Source organism: Streptomyces sp. NPDC057249 (assembly GCF_042669245.1).
In the GTDB taxonomy this organism is placed as follows: Bacteria; Actinomycetota; Actinomycetes; order Streptomycetales; family Streptomycetaceae; genus Streptomyces.
Genome location: NZ_JBHUXS010000007.1, coordinates 185,866 through 206,884, shown reverse-complemented (window position 1 = coordinate 206,884; position 21,019 = coordinate 185,866). Strand labels below are relative to the sequence as shown.

Annotated in this window: 18 protein-coding genes and 1 pseudogene; 2 read left to right on the top strand and 17 right to left on the bottom strand. The window is 70.6% G+C overall.

The genetic code is table 11. From position 1 onward, the window contains the following. The first annotated feature begins 14 nt into the window (after positions 1-14). Positions 15-794 (top strand): phosphatase, encoded by a 780-nt coding sequence (locus ACFUJY_RS15510; protein ID WP_383298991.1) that lies wholly within the window; start codon positions 15-17, stop codon positions 792-794. 4 nt (positions 795-798) lie between these two features. On the opposite strand, the gene ACFUJY_RS15505 is transcribed toward ACFUJY_RS15510, so the two are convergent. Genes ACFUJY_RS15505 through ACFUJY_RS15495 form a run of 3 tightly spaced genes read right to left on the bottom strand, consistent with a single transcriptional unit; the run spans position 799 to position 3,873 of the window. Then, positions 799-1,773 carry a cation diffusion facilitator family transporter gene (locus ACFUJY_RS15505; RefSeq protein ID WP_383298988.1) on the bottom strand — a complete coding sequence of 325 codons (975 nt, stop codon included), beginning with the start codon at positions 1,771-1,773 and terminating at the stop codon, positions 799-801. Positions 1,774-1,823: 50 nt separating this feature from the next. Beyond that, on the bottom strand, positions 1,824-2,696 hold the full coding sequence (tesB, locus tag ACFUJY_RS15500; protein WP_383298985.1) for an acyl-CoA thioesterase II: 873 nt from the start codon (positions 2,694-2,696) through the stop codon (positions 1,824-1,826). Positions 2,697-2,715: 19 nt separating this feature from the next. Next, positions 2,716-3,873, bottom strand: a complete 1,158-nt coding sequence (locus tag ACFUJY_RS15495) for an acyl-CoA dehydrogenase family protein (RefSeq protein WP_383298982.1) — start codon at positions 3,871-3,873, stop codon at positions 2,716-2,718. Between the two features lie 227 nt (positions 3,874-4,100). Here ACFUJY_RS15495 and ACFUJY_RS15490 point away from each other — a divergent pair, with 227 nt between their 5' ends. Beyond that, positions 4,101-5,057 carry an Imm49 family immunity protein gene (locus tag ACFUJY_RS15490; protein WP_383298979.1) on the top strand — a complete coding sequence of 319 codons (957 nt, stop codon included), beginning with the start codon at positions 4,101-4,103 and terminating at the stop codon, positions 5,055-5,057. Between the two features lie 20 nt (positions 5,058-5,077). Here ACFUJY_RS15490 and ACFUJY_RS15485 read toward each other — a convergent pair whose 3' ends face one another. From ACFUJY_RS15485 to eccD, 14 genes and pseudogenes are all read right to left on the bottom strand, one after another. Beyond that, positions 5,078-5,875, bottom strand: coding sequence for an immunity 49 family protein (locus tag ACFUJY_RS15485; protein ID WP_383299402.1), 798 nt, complete (start codon positions 5,873-5,875; stop codon positions 5,078-5,080). Between the two features lie 40 nt (positions 5,876-5,915). Continuing rightward, positions 5,916-6,365, bottom strand: a complete 450-nt coding sequence (locus ACFUJY_RS15480; RefSeq protein ID WP_383298976.1) for a hypothetical protein — start codon at positions 6,363-6,365, stop codon at positions 5,916-5,918. An 864-nt stretch (positions 6,366-7,229) separates the two neighbouring features. Further along, on the bottom strand, positions 7,230-7,556 hold the full coding sequence (locus ACFUJY_RS15475) for an immunity 49 family protein (RefSeq protein WP_383298973.1): 327 nt from the start codon (positions 7,554-7,556) through the stop codon (positions 7,230-7,232). 95 nt (positions 7,557-7,651) lie between these two features. Next, positions 7,652-7,945: pseudogene (locus ACFUJY_RS15470) on the bottom strand (immunity 49 family protein); the annotation flags it as partial. A 269-nt stretch (positions 7,946-8,214) separates the two neighbouring features. Further along, positions 8,215-9,192: an immunity 49 family protein gene (locus ACFUJY_RS15465; RefSeq protein ID WP_383298970.1), complete on the bottom strand. Its 978-nt coding sequence runs from the start codon at positions 9,190-9,192 to the stop codon at positions 8,215-8,217. Between the two features lie 149 nt (positions 9,193-9,341). Next, positions 9,342-9,548 carry a hypothetical protein gene (locus ACFUJY_RS15460; RefSeq protein ID WP_383298967.1) on the bottom strand — a complete coding sequence of 69 codons (207 nt, stop codon included), beginning with the start codon at positions 9,546-9,548 and terminating at the stop codon, positions 9,342-9,344. 26 nt (positions 9,549-9,574) lie between these two features. Continuing rightward, positions 9,575-10,549, bottom strand: coding sequence for a hypothetical protein (locus ACFUJY_RS15455; RefSeq protein WP_383298965.1), 975 nt, complete (start codon positions 10,547-10,549; stop codon positions 9,575-9,577). Continuing rightward, entirely contained in the window at positions 10,546-13,008 is a 2,463-nt protein-coding gene (locus ACFUJY_RS15450; RefSeq protein WP_383298962.1) for a hypothetical protein, read from the bottom strand. Before ACFUJY_RS15450 ends, ACFUJY_RS15455 begins: the two co-directional genes overlap by 4 nt. Next, positions 13,005-13,430: a DUF6507 family protein gene (locus ACFUJY_RS15445; RefSeq protein WP_383298959.1), complete on the bottom strand. Its 426-nt coding sequence runs from the start codon at positions 13,428-13,430 to the stop codon at positions 13,005-13,007. The genes ACFUJY_RS15450 and ACFUJY_RS15445 overlap by 4 nt, the downstream gene beginning before the upstream one ends. A 26-nt stretch (positions 13,431-13,456) precedes the next feature. After that, entirely contained in the window at positions 13,457-13,777 is a 321-nt protein-coding gene (locus tag ACFUJY_RS15440) for a pore-forming ESAT-6 family protein (RefSeq protein WP_361024524.1), read from the bottom strand. A gap of 60 nt (positions 13,778-13,837) precedes the next feature. Continuing rightward, complete coding sequence (locus ACFUJY_RS15435; protein ID WP_365681586.1) at positions 13,838-14,170, bottom strand: hypothetical protein; 333 nt, start codon at positions 14,168-14,170, stop codon at positions 13,838-13,840. Positions 14,171-14,331: 161 nt separating this feature from the next. After that, a complete protein-coding gene (gene eccCa, locus ACFUJY_RS15430; RefSeq protein ID WP_383298954.1) occupies positions 14,332-18,342 on the bottom strand; it encodes a type VII secretion protein EccCa in 4,011 nt (1,336 codons plus the stop codon). Between the two features lie 97 nt (positions 18,343-18,439). Beyond that, complete coding sequence (locus tag ACFUJY_RS15425; protein WP_383298951.1) at positions 18,440-19,567, bottom strand: MinD/ParA family protein; 1,128 nt, start codon at positions 19,565-19,567, stop codon at positions 18,440-18,442. Positions 19,568-19,629: 62 nt separating this feature from the next. Continuing rightward, positions 19,630-20,952, bottom strand: a complete 1,323-nt coding sequence (gene eccD, locus ACFUJY_RS15420) for a type VII secretion integral membrane protein EccD (RefSeq protein WP_383298948.1) — start codon at positions 20,950-20,952, stop codon at positions 19,630-19,632. Positions 20,953-21,019 lie beyond the last annotated feature (67 nt).

Sequence of the window (21,019 nt, the reverse complement as noted above, 5' to 3'; positions counted from 1 at the left end):
GGCACAATGGCCCCATGCCGATACCCAGCCGCGCCGCCCTCGTCGAACACCTCGTCCGTACGCGCATCGCGGGGGACGTCGCCACCCCGCGCGACAACAACCTGGCCCACTACCGCAGCCTGGCCAACGGGGACCGGCACTACTGGCTGGGCCTGGAGCTGGGCGACCGGTGGCGCGACGAGCAGGACGTGCTGGCCGTGATGGCCGAGCGGTGCGGGGTCAGCGACGATCCGGAGCACCGGTTCGGGCAGGACACCATCGACCCCGAGCTGACCGTGGACGCCCTGGAGCGGGCCGCCGCCCGGCTCCGCACGGCCGTCGAGGGCCGCGAACGGGTCCTCTTCGCCACCGGCCACCCCGGCGGCCTCCTGGACGTCCACCGCCAGACCGCGCAGGCGCTGCGGGCGGCCGGCTGCGAGATCGTCCGCATCCCGGGCGGCCTCATGGCCGACGAGGGCATGGTCTTCCAGTTCGCGGACGTCGCCGTCCAGGAGCGCGGCGCGACCCTCTGGCACACCCACTCCCCGGCCCCGATGGCGGCCATCCTCGACGGCCTGGAACGCGAGGGCCGCCCGCTGCCCGACCTGGTCGTCGCCGACCACGGCTGGGCCGGCTGCGCCGCCCAGCGCGGCCTGGACGCCATCGGGTACGCGGACTGCAACGACCCCGCGCTCTTCCTCGGCGAGTCCGAGGGCACCCTCCAGGTGGCCGTCCCGCTCGACGACCACGTCCTGGACCCGCGCTTCTACGACCCGATGACCGACTACCTGCTGGACGCGGCGGGGCTGCTCTGAGGCTTCAGGGCCCCTCCTCCTCCGCCGCCCGGGCCCGGCGGCGCGCCTCGCGCCCCGACGTGGGGTCCAGGTACACCCGTTTGATGGACGCGTACCGCTGCCGCAGCCTGCGCTCGGCCTCCTCGCACGCCGTCTCGACCTCTTCGGCGCTGACCGTGTCCCGGAAGTCGACCTTCGCGGCGACCAGGATCTCGTCCGGCCCCTGGATGAGCGTGGTCAGCTCCAGTACGGAGATGAGGTGGTCGACGCCGAGCAGCTCCTCCCGGATGCCGTCCCGCATCGGCCGCGACACCGGCCGCCCGATCAGCAGCTGGATGTTGGACCGGCCGAGCACCCACGCCACGTACACCAGCAGCGCCCCGATCAGCAGCGAGGCGATGCCGTCCCACACCCCGGACCCGGTCAGCTGGCCGCCGAGCAGCCCGCCCGCCGCGAGCAGCAGGCCGAGCAGGGCCGCCGAGTCCTCCATCACGACGGCCTTGACGGCGGTGTCCGGGGTGCGCCGGAAGTAGTGCCGGGCGGGCGCCCCCAGCTGTTCGGCCTCCTCGCGGACCTGCTTGAGCCCGGTCCGCAGCGAGAAGCCCTCCAGCAGGAAGGCGACGGCGAGCACGAGGTACGAGAGCAGCGGGTCGCCCAGGTCCTCACCCGCGAGCAGGGTGTGCACCCCGTCGTACACGGAGAAGACCGCGCCGCCGACGAACGTGGCGACGGAGGCGAGGAGCGCCCAGATGTACCGCTCGGGGCCGTACCCCAGCGGGTGGTCGTCGTCGGCCGGCTTCTCGCTGCGCTTCAGCGCGGTGAGCAGCAGGACCTCCGTGACGGTGTCGGCGACGGAGTGGGCCGCCTCGGAGAGCATCGCGCTCGACCCGCTGATCAGCCCGGCGACCGCCTTCGCCACGGCGATGCCGAGATTGGCCAGCGCCGCGACGACGACGGTGAAGGTGGAGGACCCCCCACCACTGCTTTTGGCGTCAGTCATGCCGGTGAGTATGTCCGCGCGCGGCCCGCTCATGTCCGACGCGCGGCCGGTCACCGGGGGACCCGGACCACACCCTCCTGGATGACGGTGATCGCGAGGCGGCCGTCCTGGGTGTAGATGCGGGCCTGGCCGAGGCCGCGCCCGCCCGAAGCGGACGGCGACTCCTGGTCGTACAGCAGCCACTCGTCGGCCCGGAACGGCCGGTGGAACCACATCGCGTGGTCCAGGCTGGCCCCGACGACGTCCCCGACCGCCCAGCCGCCGCGCCCGTGGGCGAGGAGCACGGAGTCGAGCAGCGTCATGTCGGAGACGTACGTCGCCATGCAGACGTGCAGCAGCGGGTCGTCGGCCAGCTTGCCGTTGGTACGGAACCACACCTGCGACCGGGGCTCGCGGGGTTCGCCGACCGTGCCGAACGGCGGCGCGTCCACGTACCGCAGATCGACCGCGGCCCGCGCCTCGACCAGCCGGTCCACCATGCCCGGGTCGCTGAACCGGTCGGCGTAGCGGGGCAGCATCTCGGCGGCGGTGGGCAGCGTCTCCGGATCGGGCGCGGGCGGCATGTCCGCCTGGTGCTCCAGGCCGTCCTCGTACGTCTGGAAGGACGCGGAGAGGTGGAAGATCGGCTGCCCGTGCTGGACGGCGACGACCCGGCGGGTGGCGAAGGACCGGCCGTCGCGGATGCGGTCCACGGTGTAGACGATCGGCGCGCCCGGGTCGCCCATGCGCAGGAAGTACGCGTGCAGCGAGTGGGCGGACCTGTCGGCGGGGACGGTGCGGCCCGCGGCGACGAGCGCCTGGGCCGCGACCTGTCCGCCGAAGACCCGGGGCACGACCGCCGAGCGGCTGGTGCCCCGGAAGATGTCCTGCTCGATCCGCTCCAGGTCGAGCAGATCGAGCAGGGAATCGAGTGCGGTGCTCATGGCTGTGTGGACGTGGTCCCTACAGGCCCATGGACTTGGCGATGATCGACTTCATGACCTCGCTGGTGCCGCCGTAGATGCGATTGACGCGGTTGTCCGCGTACAGGCGGGCGATCGGGTACTCGTTCATGAAGCCGTAGCCGCCGTGCAGCTGGAGGCAGCGGTCGATCACGCGGTGCGCGACCTCGGTGCAGAACAGCTTCGCGGAGGCGGCCTCGGCGGCGGTCAGCTCACCGGCGTCCAGCGCCTCCAGGGCGCGGTCGGCGACGGCCTGGGCCGCGTCCACCTCGGCCTGGCAGGCGGCCAGCTCGAACTTGGTGTTCTGGAACGAGGCGACGGTCTTGCCGAAGACGGTGCGCTCCTGGACGTACTCCTTGGCGAACCGCACGGCGGCGGCAGCCTGGGCGTACGCGCCGAAGGCGATGCCCCAGCGCTCGGAGGCCAGGTTGGTGCCGAGGTAGCCGAAGCCCTTGTTCTCCTCGCCGAGCAGGTCCTCGGCGGGCACCTTGACGTCCACGAACGCCAGCTCGGCGGTGTCGGAGACCTTCAGGCCCAGCTTGTCGAGCTTGCGGCCGATGGAGTAGCCCTCGGACTTGGTGTCCACGGCGAACAGCGAGATCCCGAAGCGGCGGTCGTCCTCGCGCGGGGCGGAGGTGCGGGCGCAGACGATGACGCGGTCGGCGTGGACGCCACCGGTGATGAACGTCTTGGCACCGTTGAGCACGTAGTGCGTGCCGTCCTCGGAGAGCTTCGCGGTGGTCTTCATGCCCGCCACGTCCGACCCGGTGCCCGGCTCGGTCATCGCGAGGGCCCACATCTCCTCGCCGCTGACGAACTTCGGCAGCCAGCGCTTCTTCTGCTCGTCGGTGGCGAGCATCTTGATGTACGGCAGGCCGAGCAGCGTGTGCACGCCGGAGCCGCCGAAGGAGACGCCGGCCCGGGCGGTCTCCTCGTAGATGACGGCCTCGTACTTGTGCGAGTCGATGCCCGCGCCGTCGTACTCCTCGTCCACGTTGATCCCGAAGACGCCCAGTTCACCAAGCTGCTTGTAGAACTCTCGCGGCGCCTGCCCGGCGGCGAACCACTCCTCGTACACGGGCACGACCTCGGCCGCGATGAAGGCCCGGATGGTCTCCCGGAACGCCTCGTGGTCCTCGTTGAATACCGTACGGCGCACGGGGTGCCTCCCTGGTGGCTGCGACTTCTACGTCTTCTGGGGCTACGTCTTCCGGAGCATGGCTAAGCGCTTGCTCAGCCATGGTTAAAAGTTACCCGGCGGTCACGGGGCTGTCCAGGGTGATGCGGAGCACGTGGGAGCGGGACGGCGGCGACCGCCGGTCAGTAGGGTGATGCGCGATCCACATCCGGCCGGACGTGGGCGGGACGGGACGGGATGGTTGGGCTGTGCACCTGCAGCGGCATGTACTCGATGACGCGCACGTGGCGGCCGCCCGGGACGATTTCGACCGCCGGATCGGCGGGCTGGTGCGGAGTCTGTCCTCGGAGCGGATGACCGCCAACGACTGGTCCCTGCTGGCGGGGGAGTTCCTCGACCATCTGGGCGCGCTGTCCGCACGCCACCCCGCTCTCGACACCCCGCAGGCGGAAGCCGTCCTCCGCGCCGCGGAACAGGCTGCGAGCGGCGCCGTAGCCTTCGCCGCGTACTTCCCTGGCCACCCCTTCACGGTCTCCCTGGACTACGTGAACTTCGGGGTGTCCTACGACGCTGGTGCGGACGGAAGCCCTGTTTCCCTTGGCGCGTTCGACTGGCTCGACGCCTTCTGCCTGGCCGTGCTCACGGATACGGTCGAGCGCCACCGCGAGGCGTTCTCCCACGCACGCGACCCTCAGCAGGCCCGCTTCCCCATTGACGCGCTCGCCGACGGCCTCATGGCGTACGTACTGGGGGACCTGGGCGACGACGAAGACGCGGACTACCCGCCCACGGAGGCGCAGGTGCTCGCGGCGATCGACGGCGGGCTCGCCTTCATCCGCGCGTTCGTCGCCGAGCTGGGGAGCGATGTCGGGGGCCGCCGCGATTACCTGGCCCTCCTCGCGCTGCGCGCCCTTGCGGCCGGGGACGGGGAGGCATTCGACGCGGCGTTGGGCCGACTACTGCTGACGTACAAGTCGCTCGGGGAGGTCAGCACCCACCCCCGCTCCCTCCTGCCGCTCACACCCCTGGCGCTCGCCGCGCTGGCCCACCGCCGCCGGGGATGGGCGCCCGCCGTGGACAGCGACTACCTTCCCCACGCCGTGATCACCGGCTTCGGGGCCGGCCGGCCCGCGACGACCCACCGGGCCGACATGATCGCCGCGCTCCGCTCGGGGGCGGAACTCTTCGGGCGTCCGGGCGAGTAGCGCGGTCGCGCTTTGCCTCCTCAGGTGGGGAATTCGTTGATCCAGGTGCGTTGGAGGAGGTGCTTGGGGAGGTATTCGGATTCGATGTCGAGGGGGAAGTCCGCGTCGTGGGCGAGGCAGGCGATGGCGAGGGGGCCCAGGGCGATGGAGCCGTCGATGTCTGTGGCGCGTTCTTCGTTGAGAGTCCAGTACGCCTTGTGGAGCTTGAGTGCCTCGGCGAGGGCGGGGGCGAAGCCGGCCTCGTCCTCGCGGACGTAGTGGTAGAAGAGGTTGATCGGCGGGTAGAGCACGCCCTGCAGCATGTCGAGGGGTGCGACGCGTGCCACCGAGGGGTCGGACGTCTCGATGGTGGCGATGAGCTTGTCCACGAGATCGGGGCCGCGGAGCCACCAGGTCTGGAGGGTGTCGATCCAGTGGTGGAGGTATTCATCGGCCAGAGCCTGGGGTGAGCGCAGCTGTTCCAGCGGGATCTGACTGAGCTGGGTCAGGCGTGGCTGGTCGCGGCAGATGAGAGCCAGCCAGAAAGTGGTCAGCCAGGCGCCCTCGCCGGCCACCAGCCTGCAACCGGGGGCCGGGATGGTCCGCAGCTTGTGATTGATACGGCACTCCACGGCTCCGTCGCCGGCGCCGGCGACGGCGAACAGTGCCGAGCCCATCTGCAGGGCGTTGACCGTCGATTCCCATGTCTCGATCGCAGCAGCGTCCGGATCGATCAGGCACCGGGCGCGCAGTCCCATCACGGAGGTGTTGAAGGTTGCATCGATGAGCTTGGAGCTTCTGGCCAGCTCGTCGATGTCTTCGAACAGATATTCCTCCAAATCGGCTACGAACTTTTCCGCATCGCGCCCCTTGAATACGTCATGGCGGGCGATACTGGTGGTGCTCACGACAGGGCCCCCTGCTGATGTCGAACCGTCTGTACCGGTAGCCAGTGTACCGGCCGGTGTTTCTCTCCCCCTTGACGACGACGTAGTCGAGATTTCCGTTCTGTAATGCGGTCCTCAAGGTGCGGGCTGTCTTGAACTCACCTCGGGCTTCCATCTTCGCGATGATGTCCATAAAGTATTCGAGGCTTCCTTGGGAAACTTTGTGTCCGTCGGGAAGAGTGCGATGCCCCAACTCCGTCCCGATGCTGCTTTTCGCCTCAACGACGACAACGCGCCCGTCCTCGTGTTCCCACACCTGATCGAACTGGTCGTTGCCGTTTGCCGGCCCACGCAGTGGCTGCCGTTCGAAGCCAGGGTAGTTGTCCACGATGAAGTGGTGCTCCGCCACCTGTTCGCCGAAGTCTCGGGCGGCCTTGGTCATCCGTCGCCTCGTCGAAGAGATTACGGGATTTCTGGTCGCCGTGGACCTGGAGATCGTGGTCGGCCACCGCCCTCCAGTCCCTCGTGAGGTTGTCCCACTGGATCGCGGCATGCCGCTTGAATGCGGCGGCGTCGAGCACTCTGAGCCGTGCGCCGTTCTTGACGGTGTCCGCCCCGACCCGGATGTGGTCCTCATCAAGAAAATGCGGACTCGGGGGTTCGGGTACGTCCTTGGCACGGGACCATGTGGATTCTCCCGCAAGTTTCGTAAGCTGTGGAGGTGTGAATCCGCTTTCGTCGTGGAGTTTGAGCAGATTTCGGGATCCGTTGTTTTTGTAATATCGGTCGAGGTACCCCGGCTCCTCGTTCGCCCGGTAGACCTGGATCTCCTCGATCTGCTCCCGGGTCAGCGAACCCCGTTTGCCGTACGGGTTCGGGCCGTCGGCCATGAAGGCGGGGCGCGGTATAGGTGGGCGCGCCGGTTCCGGGGTTCCGCCGGAGCCGCCGCCCCCGCGGCCGGGTGGATACGAGCCGCTGGAGCCCGATCCGGCCGGATGGTGGGATAGTCCGGGGGCGCCGCTGTCGGCGGCGTGCCCCCCACCACCCGCATGGCGCGTCGCCGCGTCCGACGACTTTCCCGCACCGGCCAGCACCTTTTCCGGCGAGGCCGAAGCCCGCGCCCCCGTCCCCTCCTGGTGGGCCGCCGAGTGGTGTTGGAGGAGGGTGCCGTCCTCGCGCAGGAGGTTGCCGTGGCCCCAGGTAGACCGTGTTGCCGGCCTCGTCGGTGGCCTTGAGCACGTTCTCGGGGAGGGCCGTCGTGCCGTCGGGGAGTTTGAGCGCGCCCTCGGGGATGCGGAGGGCGCCCTCAGGGGGATGTACGCCCTCCGGGAGGCGGACCACGCCGTCGCCCAGGTCTATCGCGCCCGGGGGGACCTCCGCGCCGTCCGGGAGTTTGAACGCGCCCTCCGGGAGGGTGACCGCGGGGCAGGTAGTCCGATTCGATTTCGATGGGGAAGTCGGCGTCGGCTGCCAGGCAGGCCATGGCCAGCGGGGCCAGGGCGACCCAGCCGAAGCAGGAGTCGGAGCGCTCCTGGTCGGCCGACCAATAGGCCTTGTGGGCGCGGAGCGCCTGCTCAAGTGCGCTGTTGAACTCGGCGTGCTGCCCGGTGGCCCGTCGGCGGAGGAGGTCCATGGGGGCCACATGAGCTGGGAGACGTAATCCTGTCCGGTGACGGACGGCATGCCGGGAGCCGTTCCCGATGTTGCCTCGACCAGTTTGTCGGCGAACTCCGGCCGCCCCAGCCAGAACGCCTGCAGCGTCTCGATCCACGCGTGCAGGTAGTCGTCGCACACTGCTCCCGACTCATGCAGCTTCGAAGTCGGGACGTGGCAAAGTGCCGTCAGCCGCTCGGCGTTGCGGCAGACGACCGCCAGGTAGAAGGCGGTGAGCCAGTGCCCCGCGTCCGCGTACGACTCGGGACGAACGAAGGCGGGAACTCCACGCACTTCATGGTGGATTAGGCAGCCCATGCCGTCCTCGGCGGTCGTGGCGGCGGCGAAGAGGACTGACCCGGATTGCATGGCGGCGACCCACGCCTCCCACGATTCGATCCATGAGGCGGCGGGATCGACCGCGGATTTCTCGTAAGCCATGACCAACGAGGTGGACATGGCGCTTTCGAGGGCATACGGCGATTTGTAGATTCTTTCCAGCAGTTGCTCTGTATGCGGAGAGATGGACGGTTCCCGCTCGAGCAGATGCTGTCGGGTGATCGCGTGCCGGGTAATAGCTGTGGCCACTGGATCACTTTCTCGGAAGCGTGTGTGCGGTGTGTACCCGCAGGGTGAGGTCAGGTGGTGAACTCGCCCACCCAGGAGCGATTAAGCAAGTGAGCGGGTAGATAGTCTGATTCGACTTCGATCGGAAATCCCGCGTCGAAGGCGAGGCAGGTGATGGCCAAGGGCCCCAGCGCCAGATAGCCCTCGACGCTGGCTCCTCTCTCTGCGGTTGCCGTCCAGTACGACTTGTGCAATTCCACTGCTTCGAAAAGGGCTTGGTTGAAGCCTGCGTGGTCTTTGCGTACGAAGAGATGGAAGAGGTTGACCGGCTGATAAAGGATCTTGTCGATGAGTTCCTTCTCCGCCACTCTCGCGACATCGGGGTGGGATCCTTCGATGGTTGCGATGAGTTTCCCGCCGAGGCCGGGGCGCTCGTCCCAGTAGGACTGAAGTGTGTCGACCCAATCGAACATGAACTCGTCGTACCGCGCTCGTGACACCCTCAGCAGCTCCAGCGATACAGTGCACAGCTGGGTCATCCGCGCTTGGTCACGGCAGACGATGGCCAGCCAGAAGGCATTGATCCAGTGACCGGGATTGGCGGAACGGGTCGGTCGGGTCGCCGGGATCGATCGCATCTCTTCGGCGATGTGGCACAGGACGTGCCCCTCTGTCCGATCAGAGGCCGCGAACAGCGCGGAATGCACCTGCAACGCCGTCACCACGGCCTCCCAGGTGCGCAGCTCCGACGCGTCCGGGTCGGTGGCCAGATGGGCCCGAACATTCAACAGGGATTTGCCGAGGCCGCTGTCGAACATCCCGGGCGAGCGTTCCAAAGTCTCGATGGTCCTCAGGAGCCCCGCACTCAGGTTGCGCGCATACGTCTCGTCGTCAGGCCCTGCACTGCCGTGCCGAGCCACATGCCGTGTCACAAGGTGCTCCATTACTCGCGGCTGGCGCTGTACCGGGTGAGGTGTCACGTGCAGCGCTGCTTCGGCGTGTGCGATCATTCGGCCGATCTCGATGGGGAGATGCTCGAACTCCTCCATGGCCACGTCGTACGGCTCTAGGCGATAGCGGCCCCCGCCCAGGCCGGTCGTCTCGATGAACCACCGGTGCCCGGCGGGAGACGTGGAGTCCTCCGCATCGACCCAGGTCGCCTTGTGGCACAGGACCGTGAAGTCTCCCAGGTAAGCGGTCAGGTCCGGGTGATCCAGTCCGACTGCTCGAACTCTGCGAGTGGAAGGCGGTCCACATAGTTCTGGAGGCCTGGCAGGAGAACCAGCGGGTCTCTCATGTACCGCTGCTCGCTCAGGCCCAGCATTTCGGCGAGGCCCACGGCGTGGCGGTGCATGCCAGCGGTCCACTCGGAGGCGTACGAGCCGGATTCCGTAGCGCCGGTCATGGGGTCGGTTCCTGCCGAAGGCCCCCTCACAGGTCGGCAGCCATTTCCCGGAGGGCGCCGAGGCGCATGCGGCCGGGGGCGTGGTCCCCCTGGGGGAGGCCATCGGTGAGTTGCTGAAGGGCTTCGGACGGTGCGAGGCCCTGGTCGTGTGCGGTGTGCAGGCGGTCGAGCCAGTGGAGTCCAGCGTGGTACGTCTCGTCGTCGCCGACATCCTTCGGCTCGAAGCTTGCAGCGTTCTCCGCGTCGGAGGCCCAGAGGTACCCCAGCACCGCGTGCCCAACCAGCACGGGCACGTACTGGACTTCGCCTTCCGCCGTGCGCTTGTAGCCGATGCGGCCGAAGCCCGGGGCATGAGTGAATTCGTCATACCTACGGGGAATCTCGAAAGTGGCCCACACGTCGGACGGGGTTCCGCCCTCCTCGTAGACATTGTCGGCGCCGGTCGTGGTCGGTCTGGCGAAATGGCTCTGGTTGTCCGGGTCGGTCTCGGAATGGAGAGCGTCGGCGAGTGCGGGCAGGGCGGCGGCCAGGCGCGCCGCATTCACCGGATAGCCGGCGCCCTGGGCACGCCCCTTGAGGTCGTACGGCATCCAGGAGTCGTGGAGCGTCACCAGTTCCACGGACACGAAGCCGGCGTACGCCGAGGCCCTGAGCTCGAACAGGCCGCACTGGAGCGTGTCTCCTTCGGTCGACGCGAGCATCCCGTCGCACCGCAGGTTGGCGTCCACAGGGCCGACTGGGTGGTCGCCCAAGTGGGCTCTGACCGTCTCGCTGAAGCGCCCCGAATCGTCGGACGTTCTCAACTCGCCCCGGAACAATGAGTTCTGCGGCCTACCCCGCTCTGCGACGGACAGGCGCACCTGGGCCTCGGCGGTAGCGAGTCCATGTGCAGCGAGGACGGAGTGCGCGGCCAACGCATCACGCAAGCACAGCGCCAGGTCGTCGCCGCTGTCGTCGCTACGTCCCCAGGTCCAGCGGGCGACAGGGGTGCTGGCGATCACAGAATCTCCTCTGGCATGAACTCTCCGTCGCGCGGAACGAAGATAATTCCGTCTGGCGTGCGAATGACGAACTGGATATTGAAGCCCTCATACCCCTGCCGAAGCCGATCGACCTGGGTGGCCATTTCGCCCATCGGAACGTTTGTGTCCACCACGAAGGTTTGTACGTCGGCGTGAGAATCGGTGAGCTGTGGCCTTTCTTTGAATATTTTATCGACGACCTTGCGCGGTGATGAAGTCGAGTTGGCGTTCGTCATGTCCTTGAATTGCCATCCATGGACGTTGCCCTTTGCGTCGCGTGCCATCAAGTCGAGATCCGTTCCCTCGGCGGTGAAGACCCCCGGACGAATCTGGTTACCACCTCGTTTGATCTCGAACGAAATGTCGGTCAGTCCCGCCTCGTGGAGGCGATTTGCAAGGCGGATCTGTTCTCGACAGCCGGGTATCATGTTGTACTGCGAGATATTGGATACCACATCCGAGAAATTTGCAGCCTCTCTGAACCGGCCGGACGCAATGGTGTCGGCGAGTTCCCTACCGGCCGGATGCGTGGCCAAGTTTCGGAGCACCTTCTCTACGTCCCCTGGCTTGACTTTCGTTCCTCGCAGTTGACTGCGTATCTGTTGCTCAGTCTTGCCGCCTCGCGGGAACGGTCCGGAATCGTCGGGCGGCCTCTTCCATCCTGCAGGATCGGGCGGCTCGTAGTTCCCGTCGGCGCTATGGCCGCCGCCGGACCCTCCACCGCGGCCACCGTAATGCCCCTCATCAGGACCGCTGGGGCCATCATCATGGCCACGGTTCGGCGTCTCGTCGCTCCCGTGCGCATCTGGTCCGTGGCCGCTCGTGTGCGCATCCTGCACATGCTCTCCGGACCTGGAGCCGACGAGCACCTCCTCCGGCGAGGCCGAAGCCCGCGCCCCCGTCCCCTCCTGGCGGGCCGCCGAGTGGTGTTGGAGGAGGGCGCCGTCCTCGCGCAGGAGGTTGCCGTGGCCGTCCAGGTAGACCGTGTTGCCGGCCTCGTCGGTGGCCTTGAGCACGTTCTCGGGGAGGGCCGTCGTGCCGTCGGGGAGTTTGAGCGCGCCCTCGGGGATGCGGAGGGCGCCCTCAGGGGGGTGTACGCCCTCCGGGAGGCGGACCACGCCGTCGCCCAGGTCTATCGCGCCCGGGGGGATCTCCGCGCCGTCCGGGAGTTTGAAGGAGTTGGCCGGGACCTCGAACGCGGCCTCCGGGACCGCGGCGCCCTCCGGCAGGTGCAGGGTGCCGTCGGGGAGCTTGAACGCACCCTCCGGGAGGGTGATCGCTCCCTCGGGGAGGGCGGGTATCTCGAACTGCCCCAGGCCCTTGAGCGCCGCCAGGCCGTCGCCGATCTTCGTCAGGCCCATGCCCGCGCCCTTGAAGACGTACGTCATCGGGTCCACGACCCGGCCCACCTTGCCCGCCGTGGACAGGGCCTTCGCCGCGACGGCCGCCTTTCCGGCGCCGGAGGCCGCGCCGCCCGTGCCGCCGGTGACCACTGTCGTGACGACGTTGAACGACACCGCGCCCAGGGCCCGGGACGGGTTCTCGCTCCACTGGTCCCAGGCCAGGAGCGCCTTGCGGGTCTCCTTCATCGCCTTGCGGGAGTCCCGCAGATAGGAGGGGAGCTGGTCGTCCGGCAGCCCCCAGTACAGGCCGGCCAACGGGGTGGCGGTGATGACTACGCCCGTGGCGAGCTTCCCCAGGCCCGACCACGCCTGCTTGGCGGAGTCCCAGCCGTCGGTGCCGACCAGGGTGCCCAGGCCCTTGATCGTGCCCCAGACGCCGTCGACGAAGAACCCCTTGGCGAAGTCCCAGGCGTGTTCGTGCAGTTGCCACCAGGGCTTGGACTCCTGGACCGGGTCGCCCCAGGGCAGGCCCTCGGCGTGCTTGAGGGTCTCGGCGTCGTAGCCGTACGTGCCCTGCTTGCCCGAGCCGTCGTCGGTCTTCAGCGCGGGGCCGCCGACCAGGGCGACGATCTTGTCGTGGCAGGCCCGCTCCACCGCCTGGAACGCCGCCCAGGTCTCGGCGATCTCGTCGTGGCGGCGGTTGTTCTCCTCGACCAGGTCGCCGTCCTCGCGCCACTTGTCGTCGTCCTTGATCCGTACGACGAAGGACTCGGCCTCGCGCTTGAGCTCCCTCAGCTTCTCGACCAGCGGGGCGGCGTCGGTCGCGTACGCGGACAGCGCGGCCGTGATCGTCTCCAGCTCCGACTTCAGGGAGGTCCCGCGGTCCGCGACCGGTTGCGTCGTCGCGAACAGCTGGTCGGCCTCTGGCGCCTTGTAGAACGCCTGGAGGCAGCCGAAGCTGCTGTGGACGTCACCGGCGGCGGTGGCGGTCGACGCCGCACTCTTCGTCAGCGTGGTCACGCTGGTGTCCAGCAGGGCGAGGTTGCCGGTGAAGACGGGTATGCCGGAGGGGGTGACCGCCTCGTTCTCGCTCATTTGCCCGCCCGTATGTCCTTGAGCACGTCGAGCCGGACGGACCTGGCGGCGTCCTGGGCCCGCTTGGCCGTGTCGAGGTCGCCCTCCACGTACTCGCCCGTCGCCGTCGCCGCGCCGAGCACGGCGGCCTGGATGCGTTCCGCCATCGACTTCAGCTGCGGCTTCCGCTCGGTCACGTACGTGCCGAGCGCCGCGGCGACCGGCCCCAGGGTGGGGTGGGAGAGGGGCTCCGCCCCCACCGCCACCGGCCCGGCCACCGGCAGTGACGCCGCCGAGCCGGGGACCGCCGTACCCGCGTGCGTCGCCGCCTCCGACATCGCGGTGACCAGGGCGTTCAACGCCTTCTCCAGGTCACCGGCGTGCGTGCCGACCTTCTTCAGCTGCCCCTGCACACCCTGCGGTTCGATGTCCCAAGCCGTCACCGGCCGCCCCCCCGGAGTCGTGAACGTCAGCCGATGTTGTCGACGGCCGCCTTCGCGCGGGCCAGGGTCTGGTGGGCCGTGCCGTCGTTCTTCTCCAGCGTGGAGCGCAGGAGGTGGATGATGTTCTTGACCTCCTGGGACGTCGCCTGCCAGCGGAGTTCCTTGCCGTGGTACTCGTCGGCCACGCCGTCCGCCGCGAAATCGCTCATCGCGGCCTTGACCTGGCCGTCCCTGGCCGTGATGACCAGTTCGAGCTGGGCGATGACCGTCTGGAGGTTGCCCTGCACCTCGGTCGATGCGCCGGTGTCGTACGAGCGCCGGTCCGTGTTGCCGCCGTGTCCTGCCATGACTCTTGTCTCCCCGTCAGGAATGTGTACGGATGCGTCGAAAGCGCCGGTCGCGCCGGCTCAGCGGGCGCCGAAGCGGGCCGCGTCGAAGTTGGCCGAAGCCATCTGCGTACGCGCGTTCTCGCCCTGCTCCTGCTCACCCGAGCCGAAGGCCGCGTCCATGCCCTGCTGGCCGCCCAGGATGCCGGAGAGCGAGGCGTTCAGCGCCGCGGTGATCTCGTCGGAGCGGTTCTTGAAGTCGTCGAACGCGATCTTGCCCGCGCCGTTGAACTTGCCCTCCAGCGGCTCCGCCGCGGCGATCAACTGCCGGATCAGCGTGCCCAGATCGGTGCTGGAGCCCTGCGAGTGCTTGAGCAGCGTCGACAGGACCGTGGACCCCATGTCGAACTTCATCGGCTTCCCCCCATGCGTCGAACCTCGAACGGTTGTGTTCGTTCCAGCATCATGTCTATCAATCCGTGCGTCGCTACTGCAATCTGCAATTGGCCATATCGTCACCGTGAGGGGGCGAGTGGGCCGGTGACCCCTTCGGCCGCGCTTTGCGAAGGGGTACGTCAGTGGGGTACGTACACCGTCTGCGTCAGCCGGTTCGGGCGTCCCCGCTGGATGAACACTCCTCGGCCGGGCGCCTGTTGGGCGGCGTACACGCCGGGGAAGAGCTGGCCCTCGCTGCGGTCGCCGGACATCACCAGCGCCGAGGCCCCCGACTCCCGCAGGCTCTGCACCACCGGCTCGTACATCCCGCGCGCCGCCCCCGCCACGCGCCGCGACAGGACGAAGTGCAGGCCGATGTCCACGGCCGACGGGATGTACGGGAGGAACGCGGCCAGCGGCGACTGGCCCGCCGTCGTCAGCACGTCGTAGTCGTCCACCAGGACCACGATGCGCGGGCCCTCGCCCCAGCTGCCCGGCTCCAGGTCCTCCAGGCGGGCGTTCTCGTCCGGCAGCCGCTTCTCCAGCTCCGAGGCGATCGCGGCGGAGAGGCCCGCGCAGAGCTTGGAGTTGTACGCGTAACCGCCGTTCAGCTCCTCCGGGACCACCCCGCGCAGCGAGCGCCGGGGGTCCATCACCGCGAAGACGAGGTCGTCCTCGCCGTAGCGGTCGGCGTAGCCCTGGGCGACCGCCCGCAGCAGGTTCGTCTTGCCGCACTCGCTGTCCCCGAGCACCAGCAGGTGCTGGTCGTGGCCGAACAGGTCGAGCAGCACGGGCGCCAGGGCCGACTGGTCGAGGCCCAGCGGCACCCGCTCCGGCTCCGCCGCCCGGCCCGGCAGCAGGGACGGTTCGAGCAGGTGGGGCAGCACCCGCACCGGCTGGGCGACCTCGCCGTGCCAGGTGGCCCGGACCGTGCGCGCGGCGCGCTCCAGGACCGCGCCCAGCTCCGCCGTCTCCGCGACCCCGTCCGTGCGGGGCAGGGCCACCTGGGCGAAGAGCTTCCCGTCGGTGAGGACGCGGCCCGGCTCGTCGGGGGAGAGGGTCTCGGCGAGCTTGCGGTCGATGCTCGACTCGCCCGGGTCGTTGAGCCGCAGCTCCACGCGGGTGCCGAAGTTGGACTGGATCGCGATGCGCACGTCGTTCCACCGGAGCATCCCGGCGACGACGTGGATGCCGTAGCCGCCGCCCCGCTTGAGGATGTCGGCGACCGCGTCGTCCAGCTCGTCGAAGTCGTCGCGCAGCGCGCCGAACCCGTCGATGACGAGGACGATCTCGGCGGACGCCAGCTGCGGCAGGCCGCCCGCCGCGTGCAGGGCGCGCAGCTGCTCGACCGAGTCGATGCCGTGCTCGCGGAACAGGTCCTCGCGCAGGGTGAGCATCGCGCGCACCTCCTCGACCGTGCGCGCGGCCCGCTCCCGGTCGGCGCGGCCGGCGACGCCGCCGACGTGCGGCAGCCCGGCGAGGGCCTGGAGGCCGCCGCCGACCAGGTCGAGGCCGTAGACGCCGACCTGCTGCGGGGTATGCGTGAGCGCGAGCGAGAGGACCAGGGTGCGCAGCAGCGTCGTCTTGCCGGACTGCGGGCCGCCGATGACCGCCGCGTGCCCGCCGGCCACCGTGAGGTCCAGGAGCCACTGCCCCTGCCACTGCTTGGCCGGGTCGTCCAGCAGCCCGAGCGGCACGAGGAGCGGGCCCCGCTGCCGGGTGCCCGGCCTGCCCGCGTCCGGGCGCACCCCGGTCAGCCGCATCCCGCGCGGGCCGGCGTCCAGCGGTCCGGCGACGGAGTCCAGGGTGACGGCCGGGGGCAGCGGGGGCAGCCAGATGCTCCGGACCCCGGGCGCGGCCCCGGTCAGCTGGTCCACCATGACCGCGAGTTCGGTCGGCCCGGTCTCGCGGCGGCGGGCCGACGGCTCGCGGTCCTGCGGGGCGCTCTCCGGCCCGGCGAGGGTGTTGTACGCCTCGTACGGGAGGGCGAGCGGCCCGGTCTCCTCCTCGTCGGCGGTCCGGACCGGCCCCCGGTACGGTCCGGAGACGTAACCCGCCTTGAAGCGCGTGTAGTGGCTGGTGTCCACCTTGAGGAAGCCGAAGCCGGGCAGCGGCGGGAGGTGGAAGGCGTCCGTGGTGTCCAGGACCATCCGCGACTCGTCCGCGGAGAAGGTGCGCAGCCCGAGCCGGTACGAGAGATAGGTCTCCAGGCCCTTGAGCTTGCCGCTCTCGATGCGCTGGCTGGACAGCAGCAGGTGCACGCCGATGGAGCGCCCGATCCGGCCGATGGACAGGAACAGGTCGATGAAGTCCGGCTTGGCGGTGAGCAGTTCACCGAACTCGTCGATCACCACGAACAGGTGCGGCAGCGGCTCCAGGTCCGGCCGCTTCCGCGCGCGCAGCGCCGCGTAGTCCCCGATGTCGGCGACGTTGCCCGCGTCCTTCAGGGCCTGCTGGCGGCGCTTGACCTCGCCGGCCAGCGAGGAGTGGACGCGCTCGACCAGACCCGCCTGGTTCTCCAGGTTGGTGATGACCCCCGCCACGTGCGGCAGGTCCGCGAACGGGGCGAAGGTGGCCCCGCCCTTGTAGTCGACGAGGACGAGCGCCAGGTCCTCCGGCGGATGGGTGGCCGCCAGGCCGAGGACCAGGGTGCGCAGCAGCTCCGACTTGCCGGAGCCGGTCGCGCCCACGCACAGCCCGTGCGGGCCCATGCCCAGCTCGGAGGACTCCTTGAGGTCCAGGAGCACCGGCTCGTGCGCGTCGCTGATCCCGATCGGCACCCGCAGGAAGGCCCGTTCGCCGCGCGGCGCCCACAGCCGGTCCAGGTCCGGCGCCGCCACGTCCTGGACGCCGAGCATCGCGGCGAACTCGACGGGCCCGGCCAGCGGCGCGTCGGCCAGGGACTCGGCGGACAGCCGCAGCGGCGCGATCATCCGGGCCAGGCCCTCCGCGAAGTCCGCCCCGACCTCGTCCACCGTGCCGTGCGACTCGACGGTCTCCGCCCCGCGCAGGTCCTCCACGACCACGTCCGTGCCGTCCACGGTGAGGCGCACGTTGACGTGGTCCGGCTCCTGGACGCGCCGGTCGAGCAGGTGCACCACGGTCACGCCCATCTCGCGCAGCCCGACCGCGTCGTCGGGGCGCGGCAGGTCCACGGCGTCCTCGCCGTGCCCGTCGACCACCACGAGCAGCCGGGAGTTCATCGCGAGCGCGTCCCGCCCGGCCAGTCCGCGGCGCACCTCGGCCGCGTACGAGGCGCGGCGGCGCAGCTCGGGTCCGAGGAGGCGGGCCAGCTGAGCGGCGGAGGGCGCGATGCGGCGGGCGGCGACCGGGCCGTCGGACTGCTCGGGGTCGAGCAGGTGCGGCAGCCACTTGGCCCACTCCCAGTCGGCCATGCGCTCACCGGAGGCGGCGACCGCGATCGCCACATCGTCCGGCGCGTGCAGGGCGGCCGCCTGGACGAGCAGGGCGCGCACCACCCGCAGGCCGTCCTCGCGGGGGCCGACCACGCTGACGTTCCCGGCCCGGTCCAGCGGGACGGTCAGGGGGAGTTCGGTGCCGTTGCGGAACCGCTGCACCACCGCCGACGCCTCGTTGAGCATGAAGAGGTCGGGCGGGGTGAGGACGGACGAGCCCTGCTCGCCGATGCGGAGGTCCCGCAGCGGCATCTCGCCGGTGCCGGCCCGTATCCGCAGGAAGTCGTCGTCGGCCCGGCGCCGCTCCCAGAGCCGGGCCGGGTCGCGCACGACGTCGTAGAGGGCGTACGGGGACGGGTTCAGCACGTCCGCCTGCTCGCGCCGGGCCCGCTCCTCCGCCGACAGTTCCTCGCGCAGGTCCTCCACATAGGCGAGGTACGCCTCGCGCTGGGTGCGCCGGGTCCGCTGTGCCTTGCCGCGCTGGGAGAGCAGCAGCACCGCCGAGCCGATGACCGTGACGACGAGGATGATCGCGCCGAGCCCGGCGAACCGGCTGTTGCGGACCACCGTCATCATCACCACGGACGACATGACCCCGGCGACCGGGAGCAGCGACATCGCGATGTTCCCGGACTTGCCCTCGGGCAGGTTGGGCGGCGCCTCGATGGTGCGCGGCTCGGAACCGGCCGGCGGGCGCGTGGTGCGGGCGGGTCGGTGGATCAGGCGGGTGCTCATCGGCTCCGTCCGGGGATCGTGGCCGGGTGGGCGTACGGGTACGGGCACGGTGTCGCGCGGCGGACGGGCAGGGGACGGCGGGCCCTCGGCACCGCAGTCACCGGCGCTTCTGCGACAGTTCGAAGACCTCGGCGGCGAGGCGGGTGGCGGCCAGCCGGGCCGGGCGGGAGAGCAGTCCGGTGCGCAGCGGTCCGCCCGCCGCCAGGTGCCGGTCGTACGGCAGGACGTGGACGCGGGCGCCGGTCGTCGCGAGGCGTTCGGCCGCCGCGTCGAGGTCGATGCCGGGGCGCGGGGTCGTCACGGAGAGCGCGACGACGGTCCCCTCGATGACGTGCGCGGGGAGGGCCCGGAGCCACTGGAGCACGGCGTACGTGCTGGTCACTCCGTCGAGCGTGGCGGGGGCCGCGAGCACCCGGGCCTGCGCGGCGGACAGGGCGACCCGGGCGACCTCGGCGGGCAGCGTCTCGCAGTCCACCACCGTCACCCCGAAGTAGCGGCGCAGGGCGACCATCACCCGTTCGTACGTGACGGTGTCGACCATGGCCCCGATCCGGCCCTGGCTGCCCGGCAGCAGCCAGGCGTTGTCCGGGAGCTGGACGAGATAGCCGGTGACGTCGAGCAGCGACATCTGCGGCGCGGCGATGTCCGCCAGGTCGGCCGTGGTCCACCGCAGCGCGCCGGCGCCCAGCCGCAACGGCAGCGAGCCCAGGGCCGGGTCGGCCTCCACGAGGAGGACCGGGTCCTGCCGGTAGTGCGCGTACGTGGTGCCGAGCAGCGCGGTCACCGTCGTCTTGCCGGCGCCGCCCCGGATGGACGTGACCGCGATCTGCCGCCCCGTCGTCACCGGCTGCTGGAGCACCTCGGCGGTACGGGTGAGCGCGGCGACCTCCCGGGCGGCGGACCCGGAGACGACACGGCGCACGGCGCGCGCGGCCCGTACGGCGACGGCCTCGCCCCGCACCGGCCGCCGCGCCACGGCGGCCATCGCCCGGTCGAGGACGGGGAGCGAGTCGGGGGCGGGGGGAGGCTGCGGTGTCCCGGGCCAGGGACGGGCGGCGGGGGCGGGGGCAGGGGTGCGTGTCCCGGGTTCCGGCCGTGCGGGCGGGACCGCGGGGCGCGGGGCCTCCGGGGCCGCCGGGACCCCCTGACCACCGGCCCCGGCCGGGTCCGGCCCCTTCAGGTCGCGCAGGAGGTCGCCCTGCCAGTTGTGGTCCGCGTTCGGCATGTCTGCCCTTCTTCGCCGCTTCGATGCCCCGCCGGGCCCCGCGTCAGTGGTCTCGGAGGTCGTCAGAACTTGTTCAGCAGCTGCCCGTAGACGCCGAACACCCCGACCGCGAGCGGGAAGAGCCCCACGACGCCGATGGACTCGACGAGGTCGGCCGTCCGCCGCAGCCGCACCCGCACGTGCTCGGGCGGCTCCGCCACCAGCGCGAGCAGGGGCAGCAGCGCGGCCGCGCACAGGACCGCGACGGGCCCCGCGCCCCCGGAGCGGTCCAGCCACAGCACCACCAGCCGCACCGCCACGAACCCGGCGGCGGTGAACAGCGTCACCACCTCCGCCACCAGCGGGAACGCCCGGGCCCGGGACAGCAGCACCACCGCCACCAGGCACGGCAGCAGCACCGTCCACACCGTCGGCCGGTCCGCCGTGGTGAGGAGGTACCCGCCGGCGGCGGCCGACACCGCCGTGACGAGCGTCGCGAGGGCCAGGCCCCGGTGCGTGGCGGCCAGCGCGTCGCCCACGTCGTGGCGGCTGACCGAAGCGCCTCCCGAACGGCGGTCGTCCAGCCCCGTCAGGCCCGACGCCATCAGGGCGAGCCGGGGGAGCAGGCCGAGCAGGACCACGGAGAACACGGCCATCACGGCACCGAGCCGGGCCCGATCGTCCGCCACGGCGGCGACGACCTCCCAGACACCCGTCAGCACCGCCGTGGCCAGCGCGCCGATCAGCCCGCCCCGGCCCAGCGGCGACAGCAGCCCGAGCAGCACCAGCGACAGCGCGACCGCCCCGGCCACGCCCGCCAGCCGCAGCGCACCGGACCAGCCGTGGGCGTCGGCGGCCGTCCACGCCGTGAGGACGCCCAGCACGGCCGAGACGAGGAGCAGCGCGGTCGCGAGCGGGCGGTTGCCGCGGCCGAGCCGGGCGACCAGCGCACCGGCCACCAGCAGCAGGGCCGTGACGCCCGCCAGCGCCCCGGCCAGGGCGCCGAGCGGGAACTCACGGCGGGCGAGCAGCGCGGCGGTCACCGCGAAGACCACGGCTGCCGCGCCCGCGCCGACGCGGCGGGCGGCCGGACGCCAGCGCCAGGTCTGGAGGTCCAGGCTGTCGGCCACCTGGTCCGTGACGTCGTGGACCACCGGGGCGGGCGGGGCCGCGTGGCTGCGCACCAGCCGGAGCACCGCACCGTCACCGACGCCCGCCGAGGCCAGGGTGGCGTCGTGCGGCAGCGCCGAACCGTCGGCGGTGAGCAGCTGCCTGGTCTGCGGGCGGGCCGCGGCGCGGTCGTCCAGCAGCCGGAGAATGTCCGGAAGAAGCTGCCCGACCGGGGTGTCGGAGGGCAGGACGAGATCCGCGCGGCGCCGCTCGCCGACCAGGGTCACCCGGCTCATTTCCGCGCGGGAAGCCGTTGCGGTACTCACTGACGAAAACCAATCATCGCGACGTCCAGGAAATGTC

Bases quoted from the DNA above. Each gene is read 5' to 3' on its own strand.
- ACFUJY_RS15435 (WP_365681586.1), bottom strand. From the start codon at position 14,170: ATGAAGTTCGACATGGGGTCCACGGTCCTGTCGACGCTGCTCAAGCAC.
- ACFUJY_RS15480 (WP_383298976.1), bottom strand. From the start codon at position 6,365: ATGACCAAGGCCGCCCGAGACTTCGGCGAACAGGTGGCGGAGCACCAC.
- eccCa (WP_383298954.1), bottom strand. From the start codon at position 18,342: ATGAGCACCCGCCTGATCCACCGACCCGCCCGCACCACGCGCCCGCCG.
- ACFUJY_RS15440 (WP_361024524.1), bottom strand. From the start codon at position 13,777: ATGGCAGGACACGGCGGCAACACGGACCGGCGCTCGTACGACACCGGC.
- ACFUJY_RS15465 (WP_383298970.1), bottom strand. From the start codon at position 9,192: ATGGAGGAGTTCGAGCATCTCCCCATCGAGATCGGCCGAATGATCGCA.
- ACFUJY_RS15505 (WP_383298988.1), bottom strand. From the start codon at position 1,773: ATGACTGACGCCAAAAGCAGTGGTGGGGGGTCCTCCACCTTCACCGTC.
- ACFUJY_RS15450 (WP_383298962.1), bottom strand. From the start codon at position 13,008: ATGAGCGAGAACGAGGCGGTCACCCCCTCCGGCATACCCGTCTTCACC.
- ACFUJY_RS15475 (WP_383298973.1), bottom strand. From the start codon at position 7,556: ATGGACCTCCTCCGCCGACGGGCCACCGGGCAGCACGCCGAGTTCAAC.
- ACFUJY_RS15460 (WP_383298967.1), bottom strand. From the start codon at position 9,548: ATGACCGGCGCTACGGAATCCGGCTCGTACGCCTCCGAGTGGACCGCT.
- ACFUJY_RS15510 (WP_383298991.1), top strand. From the start codon at position 15: ATGCCGATACCCAGCCGCGCCGCCCTCGTCGAACACCTCGTCCGTACG.
- ACFUJY_RS15425 (WP_383298951.1), bottom strand. From the start codon at position 19,567: ATGCCGAACGCGGACCACAACTGGCAGGGCGACCTCCTGCGCGACCTG.
- tesB (WP_383298985.1), bottom strand. From the start codon at position 2,696: ATGAGCACCGCACTCGATTCCCTGCTCGATCTGCTCGACCTGGAGCGG.
- eccD (WP_383298948.1), bottom strand. From the start codon at position 20,952: ATGAGCCGGGTGACCCTGGTCGGCGAGCGGCGCCGCGCGGATCTCGTC.